Raw genomic sequence first — 19845 nt, 5'->3', positions numbered from 1 at the left:
ATATCAAAAGACAAAGACTTTGGGACAATTTCGGTCTTTGTCTTTTTTGTGTATAGGAAAAGCTCGTAACATAGCAGAGATCAAGGAAAAAACGCTGGTTTTTCCCCTTTTTATTTGTTGTAAAATTTTATTGAGAGAATAAAAAAATACAGTTGACAAACTGGTCTAATCATAGTAGACTAACAGCATAGAAACGGTCTACTTCGAATAGACCAAAAGGGGATGAACAGATGGAAGAGTTAAAACTGGGAGCGGTAGAGAGTAAATTTGCCGATATTATCTGGGAGCGTGAGCCGATTCCCTCCGGACAGCTTGTCAAGCTCTGCGAGCAGCGGCTGGAGTGGAAAAAGTCCACCACATATACGATGTTAAAACGATTGTGTGAGCGGGGACTGTTTCAAAATGAGAAAGGAATCGTTTCTTCTGTAATGACCAGAGAGGAATTCGGAGCAGCGCAAAGTGAAAAGATCATTGAAGAATCCTTCGATGGTTCGCTGCCGGCATTTATTGCTGCTTTTGCCTCCCGTAAGAAACTATCATCTGCGGATGTGGAAGAGATTCAAAAAATGATTGATGCCTACAGAGAGGAGTAGCCTATGGAACGATGCTTTATAATGATATTAAATAATGCACTTACCGTCAGTGTATTGATTTTTGCAATCATCGTATTACGACTTTTGTTTCAGAAAGCACCGAAAGGGTTAATATGCTTTCTCTGGGTGATCGTTGCAGTTAAGCTGATCGTGCCGGTTCCTTTGGAGAGTACTTTCAGCCTGCTTCCAAACCGTACGCCCGTATCAGTGGGTATTGTATCGCAACAGGAACCAATGCTTGAAACAGGATTGAAACCTGTGGACGCTGTCGTAAATCCTGTGATTCATGAACAATTTACTTCCGCAAGGGCCACCGGTGTGAATGTGATTCAGGTATTTCTGCACGTCGGTACCATAGTCTGGATCATCGGAGTGTTGGGGATGCTTGCTTATACAGTGGTCACTTATATTTTGCTGAAGCGAAGGGTCAGGGTATCCATACGCACGGAGCAAAACACATATGAATGTGACGACATTTCCGGTCCTTTTATTTTTGGGATCGTGCGGCCGAAAATATATTATCCATCGGGGATGGTTTGGGAAGAAAAGGAATTTATATTAAGGCATGAAAAGGCACATCTAAAACGAAAAGATCATCTTTGGAAACCACTTGGTTTTGTGATATTGTCAATTTACTGGTTTCAGCCTCTATGCTGGATCGCATATATTCTTTTTTGCAGGGACATTGAATATGCCTGTGATGAGCGAGCGACCTTGGGCGAGGACAAACAGTGGAAAGCGGATTATTGTCAGGCATTGTTAAATTGCAGCGTGGGACGGAAGAGGATTGCAGCCTGTCCGGTTGCCTTTGGCGAGGATCATGTAAAAGGGAGAGTGAAGAATATCATGAATTATAAAAAGCCTGCGGTTTGGATCGTTCTGCTTGCGATTGCAGCATTTGCCGTGGTCAGCGTTTGCTTTGCAACGACAAAGAAAAACGATGATAATGTGGAGCATAATTTTACCTGTGATTACGGCAGCTCCAAGTTATATTCTAAAGAAGATATGGATGAGGCGATTCAGACGATCATGAATGAGTTTAATAACTGGAAGGGCTGCGAAATGCACAGCATCCGATACGGATCGGATCAGACGTGCAGCGAGGGCGACAATTTAAGCTGGATGCAGGAATTAGAAAATGCAAACGACAATAAAGAAACATTTACAGAATGTATTATGTTTGAATGCGATTTTCATTCACCAAAAAGTGATGCGGATGCAGGGGGACTAAATGTGGATGAAGAGTATACAGACTGGCAGTGGTGGCTGGCACGGTCAGAGGATGGTCCGTGGAAGCTGATGACATGGGGGTACTGATAAAATGGCAAAAGCTTAAAAATAACAAAGGCAGTGGATCTATCACAGAAAGTAGATTCACTGTTTTGTTTATCGAAAGAAAAAATCTCGTAAAAAAATATGGAAAAGGGAGATCGTTGTCATTTTAGGATCCAGCGGAAGTGAAAAAAGTATATTGCTGAATATACTTGGAGGTCCTGACAAGATAAGATGCCTGGAGATTATTGACAGCCCGTCAGATTCATGTAAAATGGTGTTAGTGGTTATTAAGGAGGTTCCGTACAAAATTGAAAGATGTAGAGTTCGAAGAAGGCAATGAAAAATTAAATGTCATGCCCATCGAGGAAATCATAAAGAAAGTGTCCGCAGCCTGTAAAAAATGCGGAGCGGATGGACTGGCTCTGTTTGGTTCTTTTGCAACAGGAACAGCAACCTCCAGAAGTGACATTGATTTTGTGGTGTATGGTAACGTGAACAGTGAATCCTTAGATGAGATGCTTGAACAGATAGAGACCTTGCGCAAAATTGATATTTTCTATTATAATGAGATACATGATGAGTATCTATTGGAGGATATAAAAAAATATGGCAGAAAAATATTTTAACCGGTTCCATTCATTTTGCAGAAGTCTAAGTAATTTACAGAAGAGTAAGCTCGCAGATCCCAAAGCGGATTTTGTTTTAGAAGGAACAATTCAAAATTATAATCTGACATTCGATCTGTCATGGAAAGTGATGAAGGATATTCTGGTAAAACAGTTAGGTATCACAGATTTTGCGATCGGTTCTCCGAGAGCTGTGCTACAAGCTGCATTTACCAATGGATTAATTCGTGATGATGTATGGATGAAGATGCTGAAAACAAGGAATTTGCTGGCATATGACTATGATGGAACAATCGCAGAGAGGAAATTCGATATCATTATTTTCGGTTACTATGATGCTTTTACAGAGTTCAAGAATACTGTCACCAAGTATTATGATGGAAGCCAGCCGTCAATTGATGATTTTTAATAATTACAATGTCAGATTGGAAAGAAAGAGGAGGAAAATTCATGAACATCGAAGATATGCTAGAGATTAATGACTGCCCGCTTTGTGATGGCGGTGCACTTTTGGAAGAGGAATGTGGCTGTGGTTATTATGTGATGTGCCTGGAATGTGGCTGTCATTCTGTCACCATTGATTTTCATTCCGAGGAGGAACGTCTGGATGCTGCCAGGCGGACCGTTATGCTTTGGAATACCGGTAAAGTGATCTCAAGCAGCCCCGGAGAATGATGCAGAGGTGCGGCAGGAGAAAGGAATGTTAGACTAATATGAAACGAGTTAGAATCTGTAATTTTGGCAGGATCATGTTAAAATTATTCTGCTTTACCACAGTCATCTTGTCGATTTATCTGTTGCTTGGCTTCTTTGGACTCTATCAAACGTGGTTTGGAGGACCGGCAGGGCTGAAACAGCAGACATCATACTGGCTGATCCGTCTTGGAATCGTGATCCTGCTGGAAAATATTATTTTCTGGACCGGCATTATTACAGTATACCTGACCTCGGAACAGCTCGGGATCCGGTGGCGTGTTCTTGGGGTTGTGTGCGGATGGATTCCGGTTGTTCATCTGATCATGCTGCATGTGATCATTAAAACCACCGGTCAGGAAGTAAAAATGGAAAAAATGCGGGCCAAACGAAATAAAAAACGGGCGAAACAGGAGATATGCCGGACAAAGTACCCACTATTGATGGTTCACGGCGTTTTTTTCAGGGATTTTGAACATTTAAATTACTGGGGACGGATTCCAGAGGAGCTGGAGAAAAACGGAGCCAGGATTTATTACGGCAATCATAACAGTGCATCTGCCGTGCGGGACAGTGCAGAGCAGCTTGCCGCAAGGGTTCATGAGATTATCGATAAAACAGGCTGTGAGAAGGTAAACATTATCGCCCATTCCAAGGGGGGACTTGACTCCAGAGCTATGATCGCTCTGACAGATGCAGCACCATATGTTGCATCCCTGACCACAATCAATACGCCGCACCGGGGATGTCAGTTTGCGGATTATCTTCTGAACAAAATTCCTGCAAAACAGCAGAAGGCAGTGGAAAAGGCATATAATGCCGGGGCTGCAAAGCTGGGAGATGTGAATCCGGATTTTCTGGCAGCGGTGCATGATCTTACCTTTGAAAACTGCGAAAAGTTCAACGAGGAGATTAAGGATGATCTCAATGTATTTTATCAATCCGTAGGATCAAAGCTGAATAAACCCATGTCTGGAAGATTTCCGTTAAATTTCACCTATCCTTTGGTGAAATATTTCGATGGAGCCAATGATGGGCTGGTGGGAGAGGAATCATTTTCATGGGGAGAAAACTATCAGTTTCTGACGGTTGAGGGCAAACGGGGCATTTCCCACGGAGATGTGATCGATCTGAACCGGGAAAATATTCCGGGTTTTGATGTACGTGAATTTTATGTGCAGCTTGTCGCAGATCTGAAAAATAAAGGATTGTAGAGAAAAACTCCTATATGTACTAAAAATGTGTACGTATAGGAATTTTTTCAAGCATCTAATATTTTAAGAAATTTTGTTTCCCATTTTAGCTAATCTTGAGGCTTCGCGGCAGTAGGAAGTATGATTTATGATCCATATCAGACAGACGCAAAAGGATGGCAGGAATCCAATATCAAAAACAAGAGCACAGCATGCCAGAATAATTGCCAGAGTGCCACAGGTCATGTCGGTAGAACGATATGCTTTAAAAGCACATTTTCCGATCATAAGCTTTTCTGCTTCATCGCAGCTATCCATCCACTTCTTTTGGAATTTCATATCGTAGATAGAGGCTGTCTTTTCCGGATTCATTTTCTTTACAATATCTACGCTCTTTTGCTGTAGAATAATAGTTTCCGGTATAATTCCAACAAAAGCCGCAATACCGATAAATAACAGAGTCGTTTTCGAAGAACTTTCAAAAGTGGCAAAGCCTTTGGAATAGCATGCTGCAATTAAGAAATAGGAGAGGATCAAGGCAGCATTTGACAGCCAGATAATAAAGGAAATCTGACTCTCAATGGCATCAGAAACCTCTTCAGTTTCTCCATCCCAGCCTTCCAGCAGCTTTTTTGCCTTTTGATAACAAGGTACCAGGATAACAGGCATAATTACGGCAATACCTATCAGAAACCATGGAGCAATATATGTTCCGAAAAATGAACCGGTAGACCAGAGCGTGCCGGATAAGGTGTTCAGGCTGAATCTGGCAGACAGATATCCCCCGACACCACCGATGATCACACAGATGATCGTTAACAAAATAAATTTAGGCATTGCCTTACGGTTTGCCTCTTTGATCGCGTTATTTTCCATTTTCATTGTCCTCCTCTAAATAAAATATTTCTTCTACTGTAACACCACACACCTTTGCAATCGTCAGGGCAAGCGTAACGGATGGAGAATAATCTCCACGTTCGATCAGACTGATGGTTTGCCGGGATACACCACAAAGACGTCCCATTTCCTGTTGGTTGACATTGAGTGCGGCTCTGCGTTCCTTTAAACGATTTCGCAGGATCATACACACACCTCCATATGACGAAAATTGTTGTCAAAATGACAAGGATTATTGTCAAAATGAATTATATCATTGTCATTTTTATTTGTCAAGATTAAATAGCAGGTAATCATAGGAAGATAATCATAAAGTAAAATCCCGATTTTCATTTGCACGTTGGTATGATATAATATGCTCAGCAATCAACTTGCGTACAATAACCAGAGATTCATTCAAAGGAGTAAAAATGACAGAACAAAAATTTCAGATTACAGTAAAAGACAGTGTTTTTCAGACAAAAGGGGCAGGACTTCATATGTGTCTCCTTTTTGCAGTATGTTTCCTGTTTCAGTTTATGGTATATATCATACTGGATCAGGTGGGAATCATCCCAAGTAAGGGGGAGGATATAATCCCGTTGCTGGCACTGGTCATCAGTGTCCTGGTCGTATGCGTGTTCTACTATATTCGTGACCGAAAGACAAAGGGTGTGATGAAAGCGGAGATTATGTTTTCACAGAAAAAGCTGGAAATCACCATAAATGGCAGACAATATATCAGAAATATATCCGATATCACTGAAGTCCGCAAAGTCATGCTGATCAACCGGATATACACCGAAAAGGGAAAATATCAGCTCAAGATCAAAAGCCGCGGGAAAAGCAGTCTGATCTTTGAGTCTGCCGATCAGGAATATGAGCAGCATCTTGATTTTGAAGAGACAGGGTTATCTGCTTTATATGATGCCTGTAAGAATATAGGAATCAAATGCTGTTAAAGTTATAAAAATTCATTGCATTTCAAAATGAATTGTGATATAATCGCTTCGCTAAGTAAATAAGGTTGAAATTGGAAACGCACAATCCTCCGGGATGATAACGAACAACACGTCAAAATCAGTTATCATAAGGAGGATTTTTTATGCCAAAAAACAAATTTCAGGATGTTGTATTTACAATTATTATGGCGACAGTGATGGTTTATGGAATGGTCGTTTACAACGTAGCGTTAAACACGGGAGGCGTGACCGGCCAGACATTTCTTCTTGCCCTTCATGAATTGCCGGTTATGGTACCCATCGCATTTGTTTTAGAGTTTTTTGTGGTCGGAAGGATTGCCAGAGGTCTTGCATTCTCTGTGATGAGACCGGATGACAGACCACAGTTTATTACCTATGCAATTTCTATTTGTATTTGCTGTATTATGTGTCCGGTGATGAGTCTGATCGCTACGATTTTATTTAAGGAGAATCAATCTTTCGGAACATGGATTCAGACCTGGGCTATGAACTTTCCTATGGCGATCTGTTACCAGATGTTTTATTGCGGACCATTTGTACGTCTGGTATTCCGGACAATTTTTCGGGAAAAACAGTCAGAAGCAGAGTGTGCTTTGGAATTAGACTGATATAACATATATAGAAAAAGGGGATTTTTATAAAAATTCGTATCTTTTTTGTTATAACCTCGATAAGAATCTTTATCTTATTGAGGTTATTTTTATGAGAAAATTGATTTTTCCCATAGAAATGATATAATTTTATCTGGATTTCTTATAAAAAAGAGAGAGGATGTTGAAATTGAAAGACATAACATTAGCGAATAATATAAAAATGCCACCAATCGGTCTTGGCGTATACAAGATGCAGGCGGGGCTGGAGATGAATCAGGCGGTCAAAGCCGCGTATGAAAACGGATACCGTCTGTTTGACACGGCTCAGATGTACGGAAATGAAGCGGCACTTGGAACAGCGCTGAAAGAAAATGACATTCCACGAGAAGATATCTTTCTGGTCAGTAAGGTGGATAACGGAAATCAATGGTATGACCAGACATTGGAAAGCCTTAAGATTACGCTGGAGAAGCTTCAGACTTCTTATTTAGATGCATTTCTGGTACATTGGCCGGGACAAAATAAAGAGCGGACCATAAGCACATGGAAAGCAATGGAGGAAGCATATGAGTCGGGTCTTGTGAAAAGCATCGGTGTATGCAATTTTGAGATTGGCCAGTTGCAGTATCTGATGGAGCATTGCCGGATCCAGCCGATGATCAACCAGATAGAATACAGTCCATTGTTCCATCAGCCGGAACTGGTTTCCTATTGTAAGGAGCATCAGATTCAGGTGATGGCCTGGGCTCCGCTGCAACGGGGAAGTTTTGGAGAAACGATACTGTCCATTGCAGAAAAATATCAAAAGACTCCGGCACAGATCTTACTTCGATGGACTATACAACATGGAATCATACCGATTCCAAAATCAAAAAATCCGGATCGTTTACGGGAAAACATAGATATCTTTGATTTTTCGCTGAAAGCAGAGGACAGGAATGCGTTAGATCAGTTAAGGCAGGAAAAACGCACCAGCTTTGACCCATTGACATTTGATTTTTGACAGAAAGGTGACCACCATGAAAAAGACAACTATAACACGTACTTTCGTACAGGCAATTGCAGATTGTATCAATAAGCCGGTGGGACTTACGAAAAACTGATTAGATATCTATGGATATTATGTGGAGCATACAGCCATCACATATGAATATGATGTGCCGGCACTGTTCGATTTTCAGGACAGAATACGCCATACTTTGGAGAAATATCCTTATCTGGTGGCACAGAAGGAGGATCATATTATTGGTTACGCTTATGCATCAGCTTATAAAAATTTAAGAAAAACATGTGATCTTCCCGTTCCGCTTTTATGATAATGTTTCCTTTATTTTGTGAGGTGATATTGTGAAAGAGAAATTTTTTGAACAGGTGATCCGTCTTCGAATTCCCATCATTGTCTTGTTTATTATCGTAGCACTGGCAGGAGCTGTGGGAAGACAGGAGGTATCTGTTAATTATGATATGAATGATTATCTGCCACCGGAGTCACTTTCTACCGTATCTCTGGATAAAATGCACGAGGAATTTACCGGAGACAAAGGCGTGGGAGAAGTGACATGGCTTGACGACCAGAACCCCATGGATATGCCACTGTCTATGCTGGATACCGAAACAGTAGAAGAGTATTATAAAGACAAAACGGCATTATATACCATTACGATCAAAGAAGAGGATATTAACGACACGGTGCCGAGGATCAGTGTATTTCTGGTGCTTCCGGGAATGTTATATGTGACCGACCGTCAGAAAAATAAAATATAGGATACTCAAAAGAAGGGAGGTTTTGTGTTATACTGAGGAAAAGAAAGAAGGAGATTATTATGGGTATCGAATTAGATCTGTTAAATGCAATCCAGACCATACATACACCGGCTCTGGATACCATTATGTGTGGCATCACCCGTCTTGGTAACGGTGGTGTCTTCTGGTTGTCGCTGGGGCTTTTACTTCTATTAAAACCGTCTAAGGTCAGAGCCGGCCTGATCCTTTTTATCGCTATCGGACTGGAGGTACTTTTATGCAATGGACTGTTAAAGCATTTGTTTTGCCGTGTCCGCCCATGTGATGTCAATACTGCCATACAGCTTTTGATCGCCAGACCAAAAGATTATTCTTTTCCATCCGGACATACAGCGGTCTCTTTTGCAGCAGTAGCTGCCCTTTATTTCTCAGGAGAAAAGCTTCTTTGGAAGCTTGCCCTGATTCCGGCAGTGCTGATTGCATTTTCCAGAATGTATCTGTATGTTCATTACCCGACGGATATTCTGGGCGGCGCCCTGCTCGGCTGTCTGTGCGGTTATATGGCATACCGTCTGGCAAAAGGTTTACATATGGAAAAAAAGCAGGTAAAATAAGGATATAATTGTTATTTACTAAAACTGATATGTAAGGAGACTGCGATATGGACTACCAATGGATTATTCTGTATCTCCTGATCAACGGGATTGTATTTCTTATTTATGGCCTGGATAAGTGGAAGGCCTCTCATCATCGTTGGCGTATACCGGAGCATACCTTAATGCTTGCCGCTGTTTTTGGCGTTTTCGGTGCTTATGGCGGTATGCACTTTTTTCATCATAAGACATACAAGCCGAAGTTTTATATTGGTGTGCCGTCGATTTTTATTCTGGAAGTGATCGCTGCAGCCGCCGTGATTTATTTTTTATATGCATAAAGCAGAAGAGGGTCTGTACATATTATTGTACAGACCCTTTTTCTCCTCTGTTGTTCTTTGGTGATACCACTCTTTTTATTTCCTGATCTTACATTTCATCTTTTTGCTCCATTTACCGTATAAATTACCGCTGTCCGTTTGAACGTAAGCACGCATCCGGACATAATAGGTTTTATTTTTCTTTAAGCCGGATACTAATTTCATGGAGCGGTATTTGCTGCAGGAAAGAGTTTTCTTTTTTAGAGTAAATTTCTTATTCATTGCGTACTGGAGCTGATAACCGGATATGTTATCCTGCTTCGTCCAGGTGATCATCATTTTCTTTCCTTTGAGATTAACAAGGCTGATATTTGTCAGCTTTTCCGGTGCCACAGGAGCAGAGGAAGAGGCTGGCTTGGCAGTTCTTTTTGGATATGATGTCTTTTTCGGTGCTGTCGGGGCAGCCGGTTTCTGGGTAGCAGCAGGAGATAATGAGGTTTCCGGCTTCTTTGTCGCTGATGGCTTTCTGGTGGTGGCAGGAGTGCCGGTAACCAACCATGATGGTTCCTGATATGGAGTACCTGTTGGTTCCTCGGTATCTTCTGGTTCCGTTGGATATTTTATCTGATATGGTATACGAAGTATTTTATCCGCTGCATCTGTGGCCGGATCCTTAAAAAATCCTTTACCGGTAATCTGTATATATCCGGTACCCATATCTACATTGTCACTATATGACACATTATAATCAACACCTTCTGTTAATTTCAGATCACCATAATTAACTGATAAGACCTCCGGACCTGTATGGGTTTTATTATCACTCGGATCATAAAAATTGTAGGAAACAGCAGATATCGTAACGCTGCACTTTTCAATGTTACCATAGCCTGTAAATTCATAAGGGGAAAGCTGATTCAGGTCAAGGGAATAGAAGAGTGGAGAAGCCTTTTCTGTTGTGTACCATACCAGCTTCTGATCAGAGGTGACGATCGGCTTACAGTCAGATAATCTGCCGTAAATGGTATGAATCTCACCATCTATTGTTCCATCCGGCTTAACCTTTGCGATTTTCGTAAAAAATTGTTTTACATCGTAATAATAAATTCCATTGATGCTTTTTGGAATCTCAACCACATCCTCCCACATTACATAGCAGCTGCCATCCGGTGCCGGGATCAGATATGGAGTTCTTGCACTCCATTCGCCAAGATTTTCATGGTCTGTTAACCAGACAAATATCTGATTTTCCATCTTTTTATCTATAACGGATACCCAGAGATTCCGTTTGTATGTGGACGGATCATATACTTCGCCAAATTGTTCGACACTGTTGCCGGCAGTAAATATATTATCACCGACAATCTCGATACCTCCGATGGATACTCCTGTTTCATTGGCTCCTATTTTTCCGTCAAATTTAAAAACGTGCAAATCCTTAGAGACCTTTTTCAGCTTCGCATCAATTTTTTGCAGATAGGCAGAACGTGGATTTGCATCGCCATGATCAAACAGATAAATGTCTGTTCCGTCCTGTGCAATACACTGGCGAAAAGAGTGGCTGACAAAACCATGGCAACCTATTTCTGTGTTTTGTGTGATCAGCTCCATATTTTCTTCATTTACTGCAAAATTCATACTTGCCTGATGATGTACCCCATCATCTGTTGCATACATGGTATGACATCCGGTAATATAAAGGATCCCGTTCATTTCTGTCATCTGGAGAATTCCTGATCTAAAAGGCTTATATGTGTTGGCACCATAAACAGAAACATGATCCAGCTCATTCCAGTTATTATCATATTTGATAATACGAACAACCTCTTTTTCATTAGATTCTTCCGGATTGCTCTCGCCACAAACCAGAAAACGGGCATTTTCTCCGGTGAAATAACCACCATAGATTGGAAGGGGAAGAGACACCTTTGTAACTAATTCTGCCTTTTTAAAGTCTGAGTCATATTTTTCTACAATAAGCTCAGAATCTATCTGTTCAATCCGCAGGAAACTGCCATCCTCATTTTCTTCTATAAAAGAATTCACCGCATTTCCCCATGTCTTATAATTATTTTTAGATATATTTTGGGATACGGTTCCTCCTTCCGACTGCGTCTGAAAGAATCGCTGGGGCAGATCCTTTTGGGTATCGGCCGCACCAAGTGCCGGATCTGGTGTAACTGTAATTGGTGCTGTCTGGGTCTGATCCTTTTCTGCCGCCATCAAAGGAGAATACGATGGCAGAAGACCGCTTCCCAGAGTCAGGCTTGATGCCAGCAGAATACTTAATATTTTTATTTTTTTCAATGAAATCCCTTCTTTCTGGTATTTATTTTTTAATCTTACACTTTACAGTTTTACTCCATTTTCCATACAGTTTTCCGAAATCCTGCCGGCGATAGGAACGTATACGGATATAATACGTTTTATTTTTTGAGAGACCGGAAATGATCTTATACGGACGATACCGTCTGGCAGAAGAAGTCTTTTTATTCTTGGTAAATTTTTTGTTCTGTGCATATTGTATCTGATAGCCGTTTACATCTGATTGCAGCATCCAGGTGATCTGTAGTTTCTGTCCTGTCAGATTGCTGACCTTGACATTTTTTACTTTAGACGGTTTCGTCTGGGATGCAGTCCTATTTTGGTTGTGATTCTTAGATGGAATAGCTGTCTTTGTTGGAGCTGTTGTCGTTTTGACAGACGGCTTTTGGGTTGCAGCGGTTCCCGGAGTGGCAGACGGACTTTTGGAAACCGATGGTTTTTGTGAAACAGTCGGCTGCTCATGGAATGGTGTCTGTGTTACTCCCGGAGACGGTGATTGAAACCATGATGGCTCCTGATATGGTGTTTTTTCCGGTGTCGGTGTTTCCGGGGAAGTTGGTGTCGTTGACGGCTCTGATGCTGGTTTTGAAGTTGGCTTCAAAGTGGGACTCAAAGTCGGTTCTAAAGTTGGTTCCGGAGTATCTGCAGGATAGATTACCTGGAATGGAATTCTTAGTTTTTCGTGAGTTGTCTCCGTAGGATCTGCGAAAATTCCTTTTGGTGTGATATTCACATAACCGGTTCCCGCCTTGGAGTTATTACTATAGTACATATCATAATCGATGCCTTTTTGTAACTGGTAATCGCCATAGGAAATACTTACGATAGCTGGTCCGGAGGCTGCTCCCGGCTTTACATTGCTGTCGTAAGTATAGGAATCGGATGCTAACGTGACCGTACATTTGCGGATATCTGCAAAACCATTAAATTCATAGGAATCTAACTGATTCAGGTCAAGGGTATAAAACAAAGGAGAATTGTTCTCCGTTGTATACCATACCAGCTTCTGATCGGAGGTGATCACAGGCTTGCAGTCAGATAATCTGCCATAAATAGAATGAATGTTTCCGTCAATTGTGCCATCCGGCTTAATCTTGGCAATTTTAGTAAGACCGTATATTAAATTATAACGAAAAAATCCACCGGTGGTTCCAAGCTGTTCCTTTTCTTCATTTACATCCTCCCACATCACATAACAGCTACCGTCGGATGCCGGGATCAGATACGGTGTTCTTGCATTCCAATTTCCGGTATTTTCATGCTCTGTCAGCCAGATAAGCTTCTGTGATGTCTCCATATTTTTATCTACTACAGATACCCAGAGATTCCGACGATACGTGGAAGGATTATATAATTCCCCAAATTGCTCTGTGCAGTTACCGGCAGTAAATATATTGTCACCGATCACCTCTACACCACCGATGGATCCTCCCGTATTATTGTTCCCTGTTGCTCCGTCAAACGCTATAATATCCAGGGCGTTTGATACTTTTTTCAGTTTTGCATCAATCTTTTGCAGATAAATACTCCGGGGATATGCATCACCGTGATCCAGCAGATAAATATCCGTTCCGTCCTGTGCAATACGCTGGCAGAAGGAGTGACTGACATATCCGTGCCCGGCGGATACAGTAGTATTCTTTGTGATAAGCTCCATGGTTTCTTCGTTTACGGCAAAGCTCATATTGGCCTGATGATGTACCCCTTTGTCTGTTGCATACATAGTGTGACAGGCGTGAATATAAAGAGTTCCGTTCATTTCTGTCATCTGAAGACTTCCTGCCTCGAAGGGCTCATATGTATTAGAACCATAGATTGAAAGGTGATTCAGCTCGTTCCAGTCGTTATCGTATTTGATAATACGAACAACCTCTTTTTCATCGGAGTCATTCGGATTATCCTGACCACAAACCAGATAACGGGCGTTTGCCCCCGTAAAATAGCCACCATATTTCGGGAGTGGAAGCGTAAGCTTTGTGACAGGTTCCGCTTTTTTTAACTCCGGATCATACTTTTCTACAATAATCGCAGAGTCAATATGCTCAATTCGTAAGAAACTGCCATCCTTCTCTTCCTCAATAAAAGAATTGACTGCCTGGCCATATACAGCATAATTATTTTTTGATATATTGTCTGTAGCCGTTCCTCCCTGTGAATGTGTCTGAAAGAATATGTTCGCCAGATCCTTGCGGGCATCTGCAGGAGCAAGAGACGGGTCCGGTGTTATTGTAATGGAGTCCGTTTGAACCGGATCAGATGCTCCGGATGCCGGTGAGGGCGGATCGGATGGCAGTGAGATACTTCCAAAAGTCAGGCTTGCTGCCAGCAAAATACTAAGTATTTTGGATTGTTTTTTCATAAGATTCCCTTCTTTCTATATGATTTTCGAATTGCATTATTGTATTGAAACTTTTCATCCCAGAAAATATAGTTTCTTACAATATATTGTATAGGATAACTGTGAAAAATGCGATTTTTTGCGCGAACGGTTCATATATGGCGTGAACGGCATATCTCCTTTGCTGGTTAAAAATCAGAATAGGATTGCACAATCAAGCCGGCAAGTATATACTATGGATATACTTGCCGGTTTAAATAGGAATGGGGCAATAAATTACATTTATGAAAGGAACTATTATTATGAAAAAAATAACAAGCTTTACTATTGATCATATAAAATTGCAGCAGGGTGTTTACGTTTCCCGCAAGGACCCGGTGGGAGACCAGATTATTACAACTTTTGATCTGCGCATGACTTCTCCAAATGAGGAACCGGTTATGAATACGGCAGAGATGCATACCATAGAGCATCTGGCAGCTACCTTTTTGAGAAATCACGCTGTTTACGGGGATAAAACGATTTATTTCGGTCCTATGGGATGCCGGACAGGCTTCTACCTTCTGTTAGCAGGAGATTATGCTTCAAAGGATATCGTTCCTTTAATGATTGAGATGTTTGAGTTTATCCGCGATTTTAAGGATGAAGTGCCGGGAGCAAGTCCGAAGGACTGTGGTAATTATCTGGATATGAATCTGGGGATGGCAAATTATCTCGCAAAGAAATATCTGGATCAGGTATTATATCATATTGATGACAGCAGACTTGTTTATCCGGACTAAAAGAAAGGGGAAATATCGTGAAAATAGGAATTATTGGAGCCATGGAACTGGAGGTGGCCACATTAAAGCAGGAGCTGACACAAGTGACCTGCCGGGAAGTGGCCGGGATGAAGTTTTTCGACGGAATGCTGGAACAGACATCCGTAGTTGTGGTACAGTGTGGTGTAGGAAAGGTAAATGCCGCAATGTGCGTACAGATCTTACATGATCTTTTTGAAGTCACTCATGTGATCAATACCGGAGTGGCCGGCGGCTTAAATGACAAGCTGGATATCGGAGATATTTTAATTTCCAATGCGGCATTGCAGCATGACATGAATGTAGAACCCCTGGGATATGCTCCGGGACAGGTTCCCGGTCTGGACACGCTTTCCTTCCCGGCAGACGACAAAATGAAGCAGGGAGCGATTGCATCCTGCGAAAGAGTTAATCAGGATATTCAGGTAATGGAAGGACTGGTGGTCAGCGGTGATCAGTTTATTGCAGAGCAGGCCGTCAGAAAACATCTGATCGACACCTTTCATGGGGACTGTGCCGAGATGGAGGGCGCAGCGATCGCTCAGGCAGCGTATCTTAATAACCTGCCGTTTGTTATTATCCGCGCCATTTCAGATAAGGCAGATCATTCTGCACAAATGGATTATCCAACCTTTGAAAAACAGGCAGCATATCATTGTGCAAAGCTTGTGGCAGAATTTGTAAAGACGTATCAGGAATAAAGCAGAAAAATAAATTTCAAAAAAGAAGAGAGACTTTGCTTGTACCGATTTCTCTCGGCTTCTTTGTTAAAAACAGAAATGAGGATAATTATGTACACACCGGACGAAAACAGATATGAAAAAATGATTTACACCCACTGTGGTAAAAGCGGTTTGAGACTGCCAAAAATCTCATTGGGTTTCTGGCAGAATTTCGGATACCAGTCAGACTTTGCCAATATGGAAGAAATGGTTCATACGGCATTTGACCTTGGCATCAATCATTTTGATCTTGCAAATAATTATGGCAATCCCTATAACGGCAGTGCGGAGGAAAACTTTGGCAGAATTCTGGACCGTGGTATGCGTCCGTTTCGGGATGAAATGTGTATTTCTACCAAAGCCGGTTATGAAATGTGGGATGGACCCTTTGGGGACCGTAACGGTTCCAGAAAGTATCTGATCGCATCTCTGGATCAGAGTTTAAAACGTATGAAATTGGATTATGTGGATATTTTCTATCACCACGTTTATGATCCGGATACGCCGTTAGAGGAAACTGCATCGGCACTGGATCAGGTAGTGCGTCAGGGAAAGGCTCTGTATGTGGGTATTTCCAATTACAATCGGGAACAGACAGCAAAAATGCAGCAGCTTCTTACCGAGCTGAAAACTCCTTTTATTATCAATCAGCCGTCTTATTCCATGTTAAACCGCTGGATTGAAGAGGACGGGCTTGATGATTATGCCTTTGAAAATGGCATTGGTCTGGCTGTATTTTCACCTTTATCCCAGGGATTTCTGACAGATCGTTATTTGCATGGGATTCCAAAGGATTCCCGGATCGGCAAGGGTAATACATGGCTTGGTGATCAGTTAAGCGAAGAACTGGTGGTAAAACTAAACTGCCTCAATGATATCGCATCAAAGAGAGGGCAGACTTTATCGGAGATGGCTCTGGCATGGTGTCTGTCCAATAAAGCGGTCACTACTGTTTTAGTCGGAGCCAGCAGTCCGGAGCAGATTCGGACCAATACCGCCTGTCTGAAGAATCTCGACTTTTCAGAGGATGAGCTGGCAGAAATCAGAGCTTTGCTGTAAGAGTCCGTGTTACACCTGAAACAGCATATTAAAATACAAAAACAGATTACTGTACGGAAAAGAGGACACGTTATGAATCATATGTTTATAAAACCACAGGATCAGGTATATAATCCATTTCTCCCGTTAGAGGAATATATTCCGGACGGAGAACCTCACGTCTTTGGAGACCGGGTATATTTGTTCGGTTCCCATGATAAGGAGGGCGGTGAGACCTTTTGTATGCTGGATTATACAGTGTATTCGGCACCGGTTTCTGATCTGGCTCACTGGCGCAGAGAGGGCGTGATCTATCATGCCGGTCAGGATCCCGATTATGAATGTCGTCATTATATGTATGCTCCGGATGTGGTGCAGGGAAATGACGGCAGATTCTATCTTTACTATTGTATGTCCGGGGATTATGGACAGGGCGGCTACTGGGGACCGATTCAGGTCGCTGTCTGCGATTCACCGGCCGGCTCTTACGAATATCTGGGCTATGTTCGCAATCCTGATGGAACACCTTATAATGAACATATCTGTTTTGATCCCGCCGTGTTAAATGACAATGGCAGAATCTACTTATACAGCGGCACACAATATGACTTTGAGGAACGAAAGGATTTCTATGAAAATGAGGATTATATCCGTTCAGAAATGGATATGTTTCACCGATCCAGAGAGGAAATTTTATCTAAGGCAAAGCAGGGAAGTATTATGGGACCGGTTGTGATGGAGCTGGAAGAGGATATGCAGACACTGAAAGCTCCGGCAAAGCATTTGATCCCGTATAAGGTAAAAGGGACTTCCTTTGAAGAACATCCTTTCTTTGAGGCCAGCTCTATGAGAAAAGTGGGAGAGAAGTATTATTTTATTTATTCTTCTATGCTAAACCATGAACTTTGTTATGCGGTCAGCAACTATCCGGACCATGATTTTACCTTCGGCGGCACCATTGTGTCCAACGGAGATATCGGCATGAACGGCCGCGCTGAAGCAGATAAACTAAATATGACCGGTACAACCCATGGCAGTATCGAACAGATCAACGGAAGCTGGTATGTCTTTTACCATCGTCTGACCCATAAATCGGACTACAGCCGTCAGGCGTGTGCCGAACGGATCACCTTTACTCCGGATGGACAGATTCCCCAGGTAGAGATTACAAGCTGTGGTCTGAATCAGGGTTCATTGCGGGCAGAGGGCAGCTATCCTTCCGTGATTGCCTGCAATCTTACCAATGGCAATATGCCTCACGGCTCCAACAGCATTTTTCAGATTTCCTTTCCTAATGTCACACATCAGGGAGAGGAGCGTTTCATTGCGGAAATCAGCGAGGGAACCCTGATCGGCTATAAGTATTTTTCCTTCCGGAATGTTACCCGGATCGGAGTGATGGCACGGATCGAAACCGAAGATAACAAAGTCCAATATAAGGGACCCCTTCGCCTGGATGAACGTGTGACCGAAAAAGCGGACAGACATCATCAGATCCGCAGACCGGGAATGCCCTCTGAGCAACCGGTTCTGGAGATTCGTCTGACAGAAACAGGCGATCCGGTAGGAGAGATTTCATTGGATGAAAATGCAGAGGAGTGGACGGAATTTTGGGGAAATGCAGAGATACCGGATGGCGAGTCTGCGTTATATTTTGTATATCACGGCAATCACTCCATTCAATTGATAAATATTTTATTTGATTCATAAAGTTAATAAAACTGCATCATTATATTGCTATCTGCTTAATCTCTATCGCAATTGTTTATTCCGGTACTGCTGAGGTGTACAGTGGTACCGTTTTTTAAATGCAGTTGAAAAATGACTTTGTGAAGAAAAAGCTAATTGATTGCTGATTTCAGCAAAAGTCATATTGGAATGTTCCAGTAAAAATGCACCTTTTTCTAATTTTACTTTCATAACATATTCTGATACAGACATATCATAATATTTTGAAAAATGACGCATTACAGTTCGTTTACTCACTTTGCAATAATGTGCAATGTCATCAATAGACATTTTGGTCTGAATATGTTCCTGAATATATTGTAGAGAATTTGTTACGATAGACGATTTTGAGCTGTTTTTCTGTCGTGATAACACAAGTTTGCAATATTCTAAAGAAATTTTTCGGCACATTTCAATCATATCTGAAATTGATCGTATGGAAGACAGCATAGAGGTATAGGATTTAAATACATCGTAAACGTTCTTTAGTTCCCCATAATGTTCTATGATAACAATACAACAGATTAATGCATGAAAATAAAAAAAACTTTGAACATCTTCCGACGATGTAAATGTTATATTATTGCAGATAATTTGCATTCCGCTTTCAAATGCCTCCTCAATCCCCTGACAATTTCCGGTTTTAATATCTTGAAGCACACTTTTTTGAAAGGAAATAACAGTAGAAAGTGTACTTATGGACATTTCAGATTTATCCTGCTGTGATCGATCTGTATTCTTTGGAATTTTATTTTCCTGCTCATGGTTATCATAAATCATCATTTTTGTTGAAATTTCTTCCTGAAAAACGAGCTTTATAAACAAAGAAACACTGCTTGCAAATTGAGCCAGAGTCATCATAGGACTGCATTGAATAATTTTATACAAGTGTAGAAGATCATCCAAATCCTCAATAAGGGTGTTTATACCATAAAACTGATGATAAGTCAGTGGAACAGAAGTAATCGGACCAAATATAATATTGGTTTGTTCATCCAATGCGATTAACGCCAGCATACAGGAAGAAAATGTAATAATAACAGGTTGATGAAAATCACAGTTTGATAATCTTTCCACACATTGCTTCAATGTATGTCTGGAACACTTTTGGTCCGAATACAAAGGATAGCGAAATATATCCTGTGGTGTATTATCAAAAATGCAAAAAGGTATGTGTGTTGCCTGAAAAAAAACAGTCAGATCCTGTTGATATTTTTGAGACATATTATCCTCCCAAATTTAGTAGAGTTATATTATTTAAAATATAATAAATGTTGCCGATGTCATTATTATATAATATATGGCACTATTTTGAAAGACAAAATCTAATAATTAATGATAAAATTTTATAATCATTAGATTATTTATTTTTGTTTGGAGGCAAATATATGATTAAGAATCTAAAA

The 19845-nt window shown here is 41.3% G+C and carries 21 protein-coding genes; 16 read left to right on the top strand and 5 right to left on the bottom strand.

Annotated elements, in window-relative coordinates; genetic code table 11:
* Nucleotides 1-230 precede the first annotated feature (230 nt).
* The 6 genes from H8704_RS04780 (at nt 231) to H8704_RS04755 (ending at nt 4401) form a co-directional block, all read left to right on the top strand.
* Nucleotides 231-593: a BlaI/MecI/CopY family transcriptional regulator gene (locus H8704_RS04780; protein ID WP_118676150.1), complete on the top strand. Its 363-nt coding sequence runs from the start codon at nt 231-233 to the stop codon at nt 591-593.
* Nucleotides 594-596: 3 nt separating this feature from the next.
* Complete coding sequence (locus H8704_RS04775) at nt 597-1910, top strand: M56 family metallopeptidase (RefSeq protein ID WP_249297528.1); 1314 nt, start codon at nt 597-599, stop codon at nt 1908-1910.
* Nucleotides 1911-2176: 266 nt separating this feature from the next.
* Nucleotides 2177-2494, top strand: coding sequence for a nucleotidyltransferase family protein (locus tag H8704_RS04770; protein WP_249297527.1), 318 nt, complete (start codon nt 2177-2179; stop codon nt 2492-2494).
* Nucleotides 2475-2903 carry an HI0074 family nucleotidyltransferase substrate-binding subunit gene (locus H8704_RS04765; protein WP_249297526.1) on the top strand — a complete coding sequence of 143 codons (429 nt, stop codon included), beginning with the start codon at nt 2475-2477 and terminating at the stop codon, nt 2901-2903. Before H8704_RS04770 ends, H8704_RS04765 begins: the two co-directional genes overlap by 20 nt.
* A gap of 41 nt (nt 2904-2944) precedes the next feature.
* Nucleotides 2945-3169, top strand: coding sequence for a Lar family restriction alleviation protein (locus tag H8704_RS04760; protein ID WP_022463975.1), 225 nt, complete (start codon nt 2945-2947; stop codon nt 3167-3169).
* Nucleotides 3170-3207: 38 nt separating this feature from the next.
* Nucleotides 3208-4401, top strand: a complete 1194-nt coding sequence (locus H8704_RS04755; RefSeq protein WP_249297525.1) for an esterase/lipase family protein — start codon at nt 3208-3210, stop codon at nt 4399-4401.
* Nucleotides 4402-4464: 63 nt separating this feature from the next.
* On the opposite strand, the gene H8704_RS04750 is transcribed toward H8704_RS04755, so the two are convergent.
* Together H8704_RS04750 and H8704_RS04745 are read right to left on the bottom strand one after the other, a co-directional pair.
* Entirely contained in the window at nt 4465-5256 is a 792-nt protein-coding gene (locus H8704_RS04750) for a DUF3169 family protein (protein WP_249297524.1), read from the bottom strand.
* Nucleotides 5246-5464 (bottom strand): helix-turn-helix transcriptional regulator, encoded by a 219-nt coding sequence (locus H8704_RS04745; protein ID WP_022463972.1) that lies wholly within the window; start codon nt 5462-5464, stop codon nt 5246-5248. The genes H8704_RS04750 and H8704_RS04745 overlap by 11 nt, the downstream gene beginning before the upstream one ends.
* A 223-nt stretch (nt 5465-5687) precedes the next feature.
* On the opposite strand from H8704_RS04745, the gene H8704_RS04740 reads away from it, so the two are divergent.
* The 6 genes from H8704_RS04740 (at nt 5688) to H8704_RS04710 (ending at nt 9509) form a co-directional block, all read left to right on the top strand.
* On the top strand, nt 5688-6218 hold the full coding sequence (locus H8704_RS04740; protein WP_249297523.1) for a hypothetical protein: 531 nt from the start codon (nt 5688-5690) through the stop codon (nt 6216-6218).
* Between the two features lie 143 nt (nt 6219-6361).
* Entirely contained in the window at nt 6362-6847 is a 486-nt protein-coding gene (locus tag H8704_RS04735; RefSeq protein ID WP_118676138.1) for a DUF2798 domain-containing protein, read from the top strand.
* Nucleotides 6848-7019: 172 nt separating this feature from the next.
* Nucleotides 7020-7835 carry an aldo/keto reductase gene (locus H8704_RS04730; RefSeq protein ID WP_249297522.1) on the top strand — a complete coding sequence of 272 codons (816 nt, stop codon included), beginning with the start codon at nt 7020-7022 and terminating at the stop codon, nt 7833-7835.
* Nucleotides 7836-8179: 344 nt separating this feature from the next.
* Nucleotides 8180-8596: a hypothetical protein gene (locus H8704_RS04720; RefSeq protein ID WP_249297521.1), complete on the top strand. Its 417-nt coding sequence runs from the start codon at nt 8180-8182 to the stop codon at nt 8594-8596.
* Nucleotides 8597-8655: 59 nt separating this feature from the next.
* Nucleotides 8656-9189, top strand: coding sequence for a phosphatase PAP2 family protein (locus H8704_RS04715; RefSeq protein ID WP_249297520.1), 534 nt, complete (start codon nt 8656-8658; stop codon nt 9187-9189).
* Nucleotides 9190-9236: 47 nt separating this feature from the next.
* The gene (locus H8704_RS04710) at nt 9237-9509 is read left to right on the top strand and encodes a DUF1294 domain-containing protein (protein WP_249297519.1); all 273 of its coding nucleotides are present in this window, start codon (nt 9237-9239) and stop codon (nt 9507-9509) included.
* Between the two features lie 75 nt (nt 9510-9584).
* On the opposite strand, the gene H8704_RS04705 is transcribed toward H8704_RS04710, so the two are convergent.
* Nucleotides 9585-11795: a fibronectin type III domain-containing protein gene (locus H8704_RS04705; protein WP_249297518.1), complete on the bottom strand. Its 2211-nt coding sequence runs from the start codon at nt 11793-11795 to the stop codon at nt 9585-9587.
* 22 nt (nt 11796-11817) lie between these two features.
* Nucleotides 11818-14172, bottom strand: a complete 2355-nt coding sequence (locus H8704_RS04700) for a fibronectin type III domain-containing protein (protein ID WP_249297517.1) — start codon at nt 14170-14172, stop codon at nt 11818-11820.
* Between the two features lie 281 nt (nt 14173-14453).
* Here H8704_RS04700 and H8704_RS04695 point away from each other — a divergent pair, with 281 nt between their 5' ends.
* The 4 genes from H8704_RS04695 to H8704_RS04680 all read left to right on the top strand — a co-directional run bounded on the left by H8704_RS04695 (nt 14454) and on the right by H8704_RS04680 (nt 18421).
* Nucleotides 14454-14933: an S-ribosylhomocysteine lyase gene (locus H8704_RS04695; protein ID WP_249297516.1), complete on the top strand. Its 480-nt coding sequence runs from the start codon at nt 14454-14456 to the stop codon at nt 14931-14933.
* A 14-nt stretch (nt 14934-14947) separates the two neighbouring features.
* Complete coding sequence (locus H8704_RS04690) at nt 14948-15652, top strand: 5'-methylthioadenosine/adenosylhomocysteine nucleosidase (RefSeq protein WP_182439723.1); 705 nt, start codon at nt 14948-14950, stop codon at nt 15650-15652.
* Nucleotides 15653-15742: 90 nt separating this feature from the next.
* Nucleotides 15743-16732, top strand: coding sequence for an aldo/keto reductase (locus H8704_RS04685; protein WP_283241935.1), 990 nt, complete (start codon nt 15743-15745; stop codon nt 16730-16732).
* 72 nt (nt 16733-16804) lie between these two features.
* Nucleotides 16805-18421 carry a family 43 glycosylhydrolase gene (locus H8704_RS04680; RefSeq protein ID WP_249297515.1) on the top strand — a complete coding sequence of 539 codons (1617 nt, stop codon included), beginning with the start codon at nt 16805-16807 and terminating at the stop codon, nt 18419-18421.
* 42 nt (nt 18422-18463) lie between these two features.
* On the opposite strand, the gene H8704_RS04675 is transcribed toward H8704_RS04680, so the two are convergent.
* Entirely contained in the window at nt 18464-19663 is a 1200-nt protein-coding gene (locus H8704_RS04675; protein WP_249297514.1) for a helix-turn-helix transcriptional regulator, read from the bottom strand.
* Nucleotides 19664-19845: the final 182 nt, after the last annotated feature.

Origin of the sequence: Jutongia huaianensis, from assembly GCF_014384985.1 — a bacterium.
Classification (GTDB): domain Bacteria; phylum Bacillota; class Clostridia; order Lachnospirales; family Lachnospiraceae; genus Jutongia; species Jutongia huaianensis.
This window is presented reverse-complemented; position numbering and strand designations above follow the sequence as displayed.

Coding starts and splice junctions, on each gene's coding strand:
- H8704_RS04765 (WP_249297526.1), top strand. CDS start 2,475: ATGGCAGAAAAATATTTTAACCGGTTCCATTCATTTTGCAGAAGTCTA.
- H8704_RS04710 (WP_249297519.1), top strand. CDS start 9,237: ATGGACTACCAATGGATTATTCTGTATCTCCTGATCAACGGGATTGTA.
- H8704_RS04760 (WP_022463975.1), top strand. CDS start 2,945: ATGAACATCGAAGATATGCTAGAGATTAATGACTGCCCGCTTTGTGAT.
- H8704_RS04685 (WP_283241935.1), top strand. CDS start 15,743: ATGTACACACCGGACGAAAACAGATATGAAAAAATGATTTACACCCAC.
- H8704_RS04695 (WP_249297516.1), top strand. CDS start 14,454: ATGAAAAAAATAACAAGCTTTACTATTGATCATATAAAATTGCAGCAG.
- H8704_RS04745 (WP_022463972.1), bottom strand. CDS start 5,464: ATGATCCTGCGAAATCGTTTAAAGGAACGCAGAGCCGCACTCAATGTC.
- H8704_RS04680 (WP_249297515.1), top strand. CDS start 16,805: ATGAATCATATGTTTATAAAACCACAGGATCAGGTATATAATCCATTT.
- H8704_RS04740 (WP_249297523.1), top strand. CDS start 5,688: ATGACAGAACAAAAATTTCAGATTACAGTAAAAGACAGTGTTTTTCAG.
- H8704_RS04675 (WP_249297514.1), bottom strand. CDS start 19,663: ATGTCTCAAAAATATCAACAGGATCTGACTGTTTTTTTTCAGGCAACA.
- H8704_RS04780 (WP_118676150.1), top strand. CDS start 231: ATGGAAGAGTTAAAACTGGGAGCGGTAGAGAGTAAATTTGCCGATATT.
- H8704_RS04755 (WP_249297525.1), top strand. CDS start 3,208: ATGAAACGAGTTAGAATCTGTAATTTTGGCAGGATCATGTTAAAATTA.
- H8704_RS04750 (WP_249297524.1), bottom strand. CDS start 5,256: ATGGAAAATAACGCGATCAAAGAGGCAAACCGTAAGGCAATGCCTAAA.
- H8704_RS04700 (WP_249297517.1), bottom strand. CDS start 14,172: ATGAAAAAACAATCCAAAATACTTAGTATTTTGCTGGCAGCAAGCCTG.
- H8704_RS04735 (WP_118676138.1), top strand. CDS start 6,362: ATGCCAAAAAACAAATTTCAGGATGTTGTATTTACAATTATTATGGCG.
- H8704_RS04715 (WP_249297520.1), top strand. CDS start 8,656: ATGGGTATCGAATTAGATCTGTTAAATGCAATCCAGACCATACATACA.
- H8704_RS04775 (WP_249297528.1), top strand. CDS start 597: ATGGAACGATGCTTTATAATGATATTAAATAATGCACTTACCGTCAGT.